This is a genomic window from Arsukibacterium perlucidum DSM 18276, from assembly GCF_000382165.1.
Lineage (GTDB): Bacteria > Pseudomonadota > Gammaproteobacteria > Enterobacterales > Alteromonadaceae > Alishewanella > Alishewanella perlucidum.
The window spans coordinates 52501-63883 of record NZ_KB907717.1 but is presented as its reverse complement, the minus strand read 5'-3'; the positions used below and the strand labels follow the sequence as shown (position 1 = coordinate 63883).

At 47.2% G+C, this 11383-nt stretch carries 6 protein-coding genes; 4 read left to right on the top strand and 2 right to left on the bottom strand.

Annotated features, from left to right (window positions below; genetic code table 11):
• Positions 1 to 128 precede the first annotated feature (128 nt).
• Complete coding sequence (gene arcA / locus H141_RS0112860) at positions 129 to 836, top strand: two-component system response regulator ArcA (RefSeq protein WP_019676687.1); 708 nt, start codon at positions 129 to 131, stop codon at positions 834 to 836.
• A gap of 29 nt (positions 837 to 865) precedes the next feature.
• Here arcA and H141_RS0112855 read toward each other — a convergent pair whose 3' ends face one another.
• Positions 866 to 3166: an ATP-binding protein gene (locus H141_RS0112855; RefSeq protein WP_019676686.1), complete on the bottom strand. Its 2301-nt coding sequence runs from the start codon at positions 3164 to 3166 to the stop codon at positions 866 to 868.
• 39 nt (positions 3167 to 3205) lie between these two features.
• A complete protein-coding gene (locus tag H141_RS0112850) occupies positions 3206 to 5047 on the bottom strand; it encodes a cyanophycinase (RefSeq protein ID WP_019676685.1) in 1842 nt (613 codons plus the stop codon).
• Positions 5048 to 5469: 422 nt separating this feature from the next.
• Between H141_RS0112850 and H141_RS0112845 the strand changes: the two genes are divergently transcribed.
• From H141_RS0112845 to iadA, 3 genes are all read left to right on the top strand, one after another.
• Complete coding sequence (locus H141_RS0112845) at positions 5470 to 8397, top strand: TonB-dependent receptor domain-containing protein (RefSeq protein ID WP_019676684.1); 2928 nt, start codon at positions 5470 to 5472, stop codon at positions 8395 to 8397.
• Between the two features lie 78 nt (positions 8398 to 8475).
• Positions 8476 to 9960, top strand: a complete 1485-nt coding sequence (gene yfcC / locus H141_RS0112840) for a putative basic amino acid antiporter YfcC (protein ID WP_019676683.1) — start codon at positions 8476 to 8478, stop codon at positions 9958 to 9960.
• Positions 9961 to 9989: 29 nt separating this feature from the next.
• The gene (iadA, locus tag H141_RS0112835) at positions 9990 to 11171 is read left to right on the top strand and encodes a beta-aspartyl-peptidase (protein ID WP_019676682.1); all 1182 of its coding nucleotides are present in this window, start codon (positions 9990 to 9992) and stop codon (positions 11169 to 11171) included.
• Positions 11172 to 11383: the final 212 nt, after the last annotated feature.

Genomic DNA, 11383 nt, shown 5'->3' with positions numbered 1-11383 from the left:
TTGTTAACAAAAATCTTGTTAACAATTGGACAGCCCGCTATAATTACGCCAGTATTTGACATGTCCACAGCAACTATAGTAACTAGTACGCTATACTGTTCACAAAAAACACAAAAGGTTTAACTCTAATGCAAACACCTGTGATTCTGATCGTTGAAGATGAAGAAGTTACCAGACTAAATCTGGTTAATCTGTTCCAGGGTGAAGGCTATGATGTCATCGAAGCAGTTAACGGCGAAGAGATGTATCAAAAGCTGGAACAAAATCCGGTTAACCTGGTGGTCATGGACATAAATTTACCAGGTAAAAATGGTCTTATCCTGGCTCGTGAGTTGCGCCAAAAAGAAAATATTGGCTTAATTTTCTTAACTGGCCGCGACAGCGAAGTAGACCGGATTTTGGGTCTGGAAATTGGTGCAGATGATTATCTGACTAAACCATTTAACCCACGTGAGCTGACTATCCGTGCCCGTAACCTGCTGGGTCGCACCGTTGCCCAACCCGTGGTTGAAGAGCACAAAAGCATTGTTAAATTTAACGGCTGGACGCTTGATGAAAACAGCCGCAACCTAACCTCACCAAAGGGTATGGCACGCCGTTTACCAAAAGGCGAATACCGCGCACTACGTTTAATGTTGGACACCCCAGGTAAAATATTTACCCGTGAACAATTGATCCGCCATATGACTGGCCGTGAACTGCGTCCAAATGATCGTACTGTTGATGTAACCATTCGTCGCATTCGCAAGCATTTTGAATCAGATATCGACAGCCCTGAGTTAATCAGCACCATTCATGGTGAAGGTTATCGTTTTGTGGGCAAGATAGATAAATAAGTTATTTAATAACCTGCCGTGCCGGGTTATTAATTTGCTTCAATAAAATCATACAGAGCAGCCAGGTGCTGCTCTGCTTTTAAATGATAATCAACTAATTGCCGTTCCAGCCCATGCCAGGCAAAGGTTTCCTGCTCAAATCTTTTTGCTTGCTGTTGTACCCATAACAAACCCACCGAGGCTGCAGCACCCTTCAGCTTGTGGGCAGATTCTTTGAAATCTTGCGGATGCTGCTGCACAGCGGCTTCAATCATCTTATTAATGTACCCAGGCAATAAGCGGGCAAACAATTGCGCACTTCGTTTCATCGCCTCTGGTCCCAGTGACTGCATGTAGTCTTGTAAGGTAGCCAGATCCAGGATCTGCTTATCATCATTGTCAGGTTTTACCGGACTAAGCTGCTGTAGCTTTAAAGCACTTGGTGAAAACAGTCTGGCCAGCATCTGATCAAGCATATTGGTATTAATCGGTTTTGCCAGCGCGCCATCAACCTGAACATCAGTCAACTGCTCTTCAGCTTTTCTGACGTTAGCACTGAGTACCACTATCGGAATGCTCTGCAAATGGCTTTCACTTCTCATGTACCGGGCAATCTGATCGCCGTTCATATCAGGCAGCTGCATATCCAGCAAAACCAAATCAATATCATCTTCGGTTTCCAGCAGTGCTATAGCGTCTTCTCCAGTATCGGCGTGAATAACCGTATGGCCTCGCTGCTCTAATAGCGCCGTAGCTATTTCAGCATTAAGAGGCACATCTTCAATCAGCAGTATAGTAAGCTCGGGACAACTTATCGGATTAACACTTGGCGCGGCAACCTGCTCGGTAGGTAACCGAACACTGAAGCAGCTGCCCTGACCCGGCTCACTGGTTAGGGAAACTTTACCGCCCATAGCCTCAACCAGCGCACGCGAAACCGACAAGCCAATACCAGAACCAACAATACTTAAACGACGACCATCGGTAGACTTGTAGTACATATCAAAAATACGTTCCTGCTCATCATGGGCGATGCCAATACCGGTATCCTGCACTTTGAACAATAATTCTGCAGGTTTCGCCGCGGTAGTTGTAAGCACACACTCCAGGGTTATTTGCCCTTGTGCAGTGAATTTAACCGCATTGTTTAGTAAGTTCCACAGTACCTGACGCAGCCGGGTGGCGTCTAATTTAAGGTATGAATCCAAATCACCCTGGCTGCTCATTTCAAAATTCAGGCCTTTCTGCTGGCATATAAGCTCAGCAAAATTAGCAATATCATTCAAAAAGCTCTGAATATGAATACTGTGAAAGACAATATCTAAATCCTGACGGTCAATTTTATCTAAATCGATAATATCATTAAAAATATTGCCCAGTGTTTCAGCACTACTAAAGATAGTATTGGCCCAGCTATGCTGCTCTGGCCTTAAAGTACTGTCCAGCAAACGCCGGCTCAAGCCAACAATGCCATTAAGCGGCGTTCGTAGCTCATGGCTGAGGGTTGCAATAAACTTACCTTTATCCTGATAGGCTTTTTCCAGCGCCTGTTCAGCTAATTTACGTGAGGTAATATCGCGACCAAATCCCAATAAGCCGATGTAGCGCCCCTGACCATCGTAAAATGGTACCTTACGCATTTCAAACCATAGCAACTGACCATCTGGTTTAACAAATTCCACATCCAGCGTCAGTTCGGTTTGCTCGGCTGCTGCCTCATACTCGGTTAAAATTGCCGCCTGGGCACTATCTTCGGTATAAAGCTCTGCGGGATGATAGCCAATCAGCTCTTGCGCTGATTTACCCATAATAATTTCGAACATTTTATTACAGCTTGCCAGATGACCATTTTCATCGCGGTAGTAGAATAAGTCGGGGGAGCTGTCGACGATAGAGCGGATCAGCAAACTTTGCTCTTCCAGTTCCTGTTGAGTTTTTTTGCGTTCAGATATTTCCTTCCGAAGCTCATCTACTGCACGTCGTTTTGCCTGAAAAGCTTTTTTCCGCTCTTCAATCTCGAAATTAAGCTGGCGGATACTGTCCTGCATATTCTGGTTAAGCAGACGTTCCTGATGGGCAGAATCTTTAAGATAAAGTAAGGCTGCATCAAGATGCAGCACCAGATAAAGAACAATCAGAATAACAACAGGACTGGCAAGCATGGCGAGTATCAGCTGAGCTTGCAGCATCGGCCAATCGACCACTACTGCAAACAACGCCGCATAGGTGTAATGCACCAGTACCAGCATCGCCAGTAAACTGAGCCACAACACCACGCCCAGGCGTAACTTACCCCAGCGCTTGATCAATGCAGCAAAAGCTTTAACCTTTGGGTGCACCGGACTTTGCATTATGCCCTACCCTTTAGCAGGTTGTTAGCCAGAACCACCTTAATTTACAGGTTGCAGATCAACCATCATATTTCGATATGAACAATAAGTAAGCTCTTCACCCTGCTGTCTGAAACTGCCCTGACGGGTATAAGAGCTATGATCTTTATAGACAGTAACCGCATAGCCCTGTCCTACCTTAACAGCACGACCTTCAGCCTGACGGGCCTGAGTCATACAAAGCAAATGGCTTAACTGTTTATAGTTATCACGCTCGAAAATATCACCTGAGGTAAGTAACGGCTGTGCCAGATTATTTGGCGCAAACTTCCAGTCAGCAAACCGGCTACGCAACTGGTTTGCGTTCAACTCCATTTCATCACCACGGGTCAGGTAATGAGTAACCACGTTGCGCAAAGTTAAAGCACTACCTTCGCCACTACTGTTGGCTGTGTTCATGTCAACCACATAAACCCCTGCCTCACCAACTACAGCCATCCGAACCCCTGGTTCTTCGGCACTGCGGCCAAAACCAACCAGTAATCCGGTATTTTCATCAATACCAAAACCATAGCGGCTCTGAGTATCATGTAACAAGCGGATAAGCCGGCCCTGACGGCCCCGTTCAGAAAAATGGGTATCAAGCACACCCCAGCGGAACAGACCAAGGCCGCCGGCGCCGCTGTATGTCAGGTGGTTTTCAGCCAGGCCATTACTACAACTCTGATCTTTATCACAGCCTACTGCTGGCGCCGGTAAATCAAAGGCACCAAATTGCATAGCGTTAAAACTATCACCATTAGTAATCATTGGCGTACGCTGACCATTAAAACTGGCGCCTGACATTACCGCAGTACCAGCACTGGTACCGGCTATCACTATTTGACCGGCCTGCAGCATCCGCTCTATTTGTTGCAGTTCGGCTGACGCAGAACCATCATTCAGACGCAGGGCCCGCAACGTTAAACTTTGGTCGCCGCCATTGAAAAATATCGCATCTGAACGGCGAATTTGTGCCACTGCAGCTTTACTACCCGCCGCACAAAATTCTGCTTTCTGAGCCATTAAATCAGGGTAAACCCGCTGCCGCTGATAGGTGCCGTGTTGCTCTGCAAGATGTTTATCCAGCTCCGCACAGCTATTTTTGTCGCCAGTCTGCCATGCAGCCTGATAAGCAGCACTTATCGGTAGCCAGCTGACTTCAGCGCCGGTTTCGGTAAACAAGTTAGTGTAAAAGTCTACTGCCGCAAAAGGGTCGCGGGATGATGCGGTTACTACCAGGATCCTCGGTTTGCGCTTATCACCGGCAACTTGCCGGGCCATAGCGACAAAACGCTGGTGCAGCTCAACCGTAAAATTATTCTTCGTATTGGCTAAATCTGCAAACTCCCGGCTACGCGGGCTGCTGCGGTTGGCCCTGTTGCCAGCCATTACGGGCACTTCCAGCTGGTCCAGCACAAAATTGAGCTCGCGGGCGCTTAAACCTGCGTAAACGTTTCGCCCTGACACCCAGATCCCATCAACTTCAATCTCAGCACTTCGCCATAATCTCAATAATTCGCGCTCAGAAACGATTTCGTTCGCCAGCTGACCACGTAAAAACTCCAGGATTGCCAGCGTTTGCTGCTGTTCTATAATGCGATCATCAGACCAGAATCCCGCACTATTAATAGCTTGCAGATGCTCAGTACTCAATTGATATTGATTGTGCTTTTTGGCTGCATCAGAAAACACGTCATCACTCAGACAATACCTGCTACTCGTTGAGCTACAGGTAGCAAGACCACCGCCCATTAATAACATCGAGTATTCAGGCATGGTTTTATTTTCATCATTGGCACTAAGAGTAAAAACCGGCATTGCCATTAAAATGACTGATAAACATGTAGTTATTTTTTTCATCGGCTCTTTCTTATTGTTTTTCAGGCCGTCAAAGCCTGCAGACTACTGATAATGCGCCAGGCGCCAACCCAATATTTACTGGTTGTAGATTATCCTGTATTGACATCTTTGCCAATTAGAAGTAGAAATAAGATTGTTTTTGGCGCCGTTTTCTACTGTGTCCGACTGCAAAATTTAAAAGTTTTTCCTGGTAACTAACTATTTAAAGTAGCGATATGTTAAAGAAAGCACTAATGCTCGGCTCATATCACTATTCGTCCTACTACCTTTCCGAGTGGTTTAACGAATAGAAACATATCAGGCAACTGCGGTTGACCTGAGGTTTTCTATTTTAACAAACCCAATAAAGCAAAAATAAAGCAAATAACTGGTGTGCCTGATCCTTAGCTGATCATGTACCCAAATAATACACAGGTGTAACTATGCGTAAATTAAACCCGCTGGCGCTGGCTATTGCTGGCAGCTTACTCACGTCTCCTTTTAGCTATGCACAACAGGAAACGGCTAAAGAAGAAGAAAAAGTCGAACGAATTGAAGTAACAGGTTCGCGGATTAAAGGCGTTGATCTGGAAGGCACCCAACCTCTGGTGGTTATCTCTGCCGATGATATTAAAAATTCCGGCGCCAGCTCAATTTATGATCTGCTAAAAGATTTAGGTCAGGTGCGGGGTGGTAGCGGTACTTTCTCCACATCTGAAAGCGGCGCGACTTCTACTTCAACTCCGGCGGGCCAGGCGGCTGCCTCGTTGCGTGGTTTAGGCCCCTCTTCGACCCTGACCCTGGTAAATGGCCGGCGCATCGCCGCCTCGTCTTTTGCGGCTGGCACCCAGAACTTTGTTGATGTGAACAGCATTCCGCTGGCGGCAATTGAACGGGTAGAAGTTCTGGCAACCGGTGCTTCTGCTATTTATGGTGCAGACGCCGTTGCCGGGGTAATTAACTATATTCTGAAAACCGACTATGAAGGTGCAGAGGTTAATTTATCATACGCTAACAGCACTGCATCCTCTGATGAAGGTAAGATAAACGCTAATATCCTGCTTGGTACTGAACTGGCCGGTGGCAACTTAACGCTGTTTGCAGATATCTATGATCGCAAAGGCTACACCGCACAGGACCGCGAGTTTACCCGCAATCCAAGCTTAGTAAGTAATTACTCCTATTTACCTAAAGGCGTGCCAAATATTTATTTCTGGTCTGCGGTAGACGGCAATGAAATCGCCAGTCCGGGCTGTACCAGCCCTTTGGTAACCACTGAACTTGGCGAACAGATTTGTGCTTATTATCCTAATCAGGATGACGTACTGGAAACGCCTTTTGAAAGTGCTTCTGCCGGTTTTAACTTTCGCAAAGAGTTTAGTAATGACCTGGTCTGGAATACCGATTTCTTTTACAGCAACACCTCGTCGGTTTCTTCATCCAGCCCGGCTCCAATTAATCAGGTAAGCGATGAAGAAGGCCCATGGGTTCAGGAAACCGCACTGGATATTTTCCCGGACGTCATTCGCGATTCCCTGCTTGATCAAATTTATATAGATCCTTTTACCAGCGAAGCGGGTCAGCGCTTGTGGGGTTTCAGGTTTGATGCCCGTTTTAACACGCCAAGAACTGTCGAGGTAACCACCGATTCATTCCGGCTGGTTAGCAGCTTAGCCGGCAGCACAGATAACTGGGACTGGGAAACTGCGGTATTGCTGTCGCGTTCAGAATCAGAGCAAAAAGCCATAGCCGGCATTTACAACCGCTATAAATATCACGCCGCTATTGCCGGCGAGCTGTGTCAGGATGGCAGCATTGCCAGTTATGACAACGATACTGACACGTTAAGCTGTAGCAGTGGCGCTGGTTTAGCCGGTGTATATAACCCTTTCTTAGCTAATGATGCAGCCAATGAATCGTTGTTAGGACTGGCTCAGGAAGTACCTACCCGTGATGGTGTCAGTACTGTTTATGGTTGGGACGCACGGGTAAGTGGTGATTTGTTTGAATTCAATGGCCAGCTGGTTCGTTCAGCCTTTGGCTTGGAACTGCGTAAGGAAGAAATCACCGATACGCCATCAGCTAATGCCCAGGCAAGTGCGGCCAACGATTATCTGGTTGACGTATTTGGCTTTGGTTCCAGTCTCTCTGATGCAGACAGAACCCAGATGGCAGCTTTCGTTGAAATTTACGCGCCGCTAAGTGATACCATTGAGTTACAACTGGCTGGCCGATACGATCACTATGATGATTTTGGCAGCACCTTTAACCCTAAAGTCGGCATTACCTGGCGACCTTTAGACAGCTTGGTCCTTCGAGGCTCCTGGGCCACGTCGTTCCGTGCTCCTTCGCTGACTCAGGCGGGTGTAAAGCTCAGAACCACTACTGCGACCTTTGATTGTAGCGCCAATCAAACAGTATCAGATCTATATTGTGAAGGTGCTGGCTTTACCAGCAGCCCGAACGTTCTGGAACTTGGCAACGCAGCACTGCAGGCAGAAACATCAGAATCCGTTAGTTTAGGTTTTGGCTGGAGCCCGACCCAAGACACAACCCTAACAGTTGACTACTGGCAGTTTGAACACAAAAAACTGGTTGATACCGATATGACCGCCATGCTTGCCCGCACGGCAACTGACGCCAGTGTTCGTCATTGCGGTCTGGTACCAGATGGTGAGCTGGGTATTTCTTACAACCCGGATCTGTGTGACGTTACCGACTTAGCAGGCCTTACTGTTGAAGACGAAGGCGCCAATATGTCAGAGATTCTTGATGCCTGGGTCGACTATGACAATCCGCGTTTTGCGGAGTTACCCTTGTTCCGCGACCATGTTATTCAGCTGGACAACGTCGGTCGACAAGATGTCAGCGGTATTGATGCCCGTTTCAGCCATACATTAGATTTAGCGGGTGGCCGCCTGGGACTTGATCTGGACTGGACCCACTATCTTGAGTTTGATCGTAATAAAGCGGGTTCAGATGAAATTGAAGCACTAATTGGTACTTTCCGTTACCCGGAAAATATTGGTAGTGCGCGTATCTCATGGAGCGGTGAAGCACTGTATCTGGGGTTGACCGCCCTCTATACATCATCGTATATGGACGATACCGCCCGCTTACGTAGCCGTAACCTGGACGAGCTAGACGAATTAGGCCTGATTGATGCTGATGGTAATCGCGATGTGTCTGCATGGACCACATTGCGGGCCAATATCGGTTATGACTTTGAGCATGCGTCGATAAACTTCACCGTCGATAACCTGCTCGATCGTGATCCGCCTGCAGTGTACGGCAGCACTCGCGGTTTCGACTCAATTAACCACAACGCCTATGGCCGCAACTATCGTGTATCCTTTAGCTATTTCTTTTAATTAGCAAAGACGCGGGCGTGATAACTGCTGTTAATATCACGCCCGTAAATTACCGATAGCTACCATAAGGCTTAAACTATGGCTAACGAAACAAAAAAACCGGTGTCGATGCCGGATGCTTTTGTCATCCTGTTTTTTGTGATGATTCTTGCTGCAGTTGCATCACATCTGGTACCTGCCGGCTCTTTTAGCTTAATCGAGCCTGCACCGGTGGCCGAAGGGGCCGCCAAACTAAAAGGCAAGATAGACCCAAACAGCTTTACCCTTGTAACAGATGCACAACAAGGCGTACCACTGTTTGCAGAGGGTGGCGGCATTGGCTTTTTTAACTATGCCTTTGAAGGGCTGGTATCCGGCGATAAGTGGGGGTCAGCCATTGGTGTAGTGGCTTTTATTCTGCTTACAGGTGGTGCTTTTGGCATCATTATGAAAACCGGTGCTATCCATAACGGTATTCTTGCACTTATCGAAAAAACCAAACGGATGGAGTTCGTATTTATTCCACTGATGTTTGGTTTGTTTTCACTGGGTGGTGCCGTATTTGGTATGGGCGAGGAAGCAATCGCTTTTTGTATCATTTTACTGCCCCTGATGCTGGCGCTGGGGTATGACGCCATAACTACGGTACTGGTCACCTATGTTGCTACCCAAATTGGCTTTGCAACCTCCTGGATGAACCCGTTTAATGTCGCTATTGCGCAGGGCATTGCTGAAATACCATTGATGTCAGGCAAAGACTTACGCATTGCTATGTGGGTGGTTTTCACCTTATTTGGCATGATTTTCACCATGCGCTATGCCGCCAGAATAAAAGCGCAACCAGAGCTGTCGTTGAGTTTCAATACCGACCAGAAATTACGGGCACAGCAAAGTGCAGAAGCAAAAAACGAATATAATCAACTGGATAGCGTTATTTTATTGGCCTTCTTTGCCGGTCTGGTCTGGATTATATGGGGTGTAACCACTCGCCAATACTATATTCCTGAGATAGCCAGTCAATTCTTTACTATTGGTATTGTTATCGCCGTTATCGCGGTGCTGGGTAAACGCTTAACCATGAATGAAGCCGCCGACGGTTTTAAACATGGCGCTGCAGAGCTATTACCAGCCGCACTGATTGTTGGTATGGCCAAAGGCATAGTGCTGCTGCTTGGTGGCGATGAGCCCAATTCACCGTCTGTACTAAACACCCTGTTGTATTACAGTGGTCAGGCGCTGGGCGATTTACCCTCCTACTTGTCAGCCTGGCTGATGCTGATTATTCAGTCGGTAATAAATTTCTTTGTTGCTTCGGGTTCAGGTCAGGCAGCGCTAACTATGCCACTTATCGCGCCATTGGCCGATTTAGTCGGACTATCGCGTCAAATTGCGGTATTAGCATTCCAGCTTGGTGATGGTTTAACCAACTGTATTATTCCGACTTCGGCGGCGTTAATCGGTTGTTTAGGCGTGGTCAGGGTTGACTGGACAGTCTGGTTCCGTTTTGTCTGGAAATTACAGCTGTGGCTGTTTGCTCTGGCCAGTAGCTTTATGCTTATCGCTGTTGCAATAGGATATCAATAGCAGCTATCCGGCTGTTCGAGGTTAATATTTTGAATTCAATTATACTTATAAAAAATGCCGAGCTGTTTGCGCCACAGTCACTCGGCAAAATGGACGTAGTGATAGCCGGTGGTAGTATAGCGGCCATCGGTAAAGACTTTAATCTGGCTGGCAGTAATTTACCGGTTACGGTTATCGACGGCAGTGACTATTACCTGACACCAGGTTTTGTTGACTCACTGGTACACTTTATTGGCGGTGGCGGCGAAGGCGGTTTTGCGACTCGCACGCCGGAAATGCAACTGACCGATGCCACCTTAGGTGGTGTTACCACTGCCATAGGCGTGCTGGGAACCGATGCAACCACCCGAACGTTAACCAACCTGCTGGCCAAAGCACATGCATTAGAAAGTGAAGGCATCACCACTTACTGTCATACCGGCTCTTATGAAATTCCCTGCCGTACTTTAACCGGCAGTATTACTGATGATTTAATCTTAATTGATAAGTTTATTGGTGTAGGTGAAATTGCGATAAGCGATCATCGCTCATCACAGCCTACTATTGATGAAATCCGTAAGGTCGCGGCCGCCGCCAGAGTGGGTGGTATTTTGGCAGGCAAGAGTGGTGTCGTCAGCGTCCACATGGGCGCTGGCGAACGTATCTTGCAACCGATCTATCAGGCTGTTTCCGGCACAGAATTAACCTTAAAGCAGTTTTACCCGACCCATATGAACCGTAACCGCAGGGTTTTCGAGGCAGGCCTTGAGTTCGCTAAGAAAGGCGGCGTTATTGACTTCACCACCAGTACCACAGAGTACGATCTAAAACATGGCGAAGTTGCCGCTGCGGCAGCTTTAGCTGAGGCGCTGCAGGCCGGAATTAACCCGCTGCAACTTACCCTAAGCTCTGATGGTAATGCCAGCCTGCCCATTTATAATGACAATGGAGAGTTGCTGGGGCTGCAAGTTGGCCAAGTAAGTACACTGTATCAGTCGGCACGTGATGCCATATTAAGCCACAAGGTCAGCATTAGTGATGCCATCTGCGCTATAACCCAGTCGCCGGCAGCAGTGTTAGGACTGAAGCAAAAAGGCCGGCTGGCCAGCGGATTGGACGCCGATCTGGTATTGATAAATCGTGACGATTTGGCCATAAACCAGGTTTTTGCGAAGGGCAAACAACTGGTCGCAAACGGTAACGCTACCGTAAAAGGTATGTTTGAGCGATAGTTTGCTCAACCAAACCTTTTAGCATAAATATATGCAAAACCATTGTTAACCTTCCCCCTGAAAAGCTGCTTCTGCAGCTTTTTTTTATGCCAAACCGGTATTGATGGCGGAAATATCGCCAATTCATGTAATTTATTTTCATTTTCAGACCACTACATTCAGCTTCAAACAGACGGCCAGACGGATAAACTCCACTTGCTTTTTCGGCTTTT

What these genes read in the sequence shown, in the direction of transcription:
- arcA (WP_019676687.1), top strand. Translation starts at nt 129, where the DNA reads ATGCAAACACCTGTGATTCTGATCGTTGAAGATGAAGAAGTTACCAGA.
- H141_RS0112855 (WP_019676686.1), bottom strand. Translation starts at nt 3,166, where the DNA reads ATGCAAAGTCCGGTGCACCCAAAGGTTAAAGCTTTTGCTGCATTGATC.
- H141_RS0112850 (WP_019676685.1), bottom strand. Translation starts at nt 5,047, where the DNA reads ATGAAAAAAATAACTACATGTTTATCAGTCATTTTAATGGCAATGCCG.
- H141_RS0112845 (WP_019676684.1), top strand. Translation starts at nt 5,470, where the DNA reads ATGCGTAAATTAAACCCGCTGGCGCTGGCTATTGCTGGCAGCTTACTC.
- yfcC (WP_019676683.1), top strand. Translation starts at nt 8,476, where the DNA reads ATGGCTAACGAAACAAAAAAACCGGTGTCGATGCCGGATGCTTTTGTC.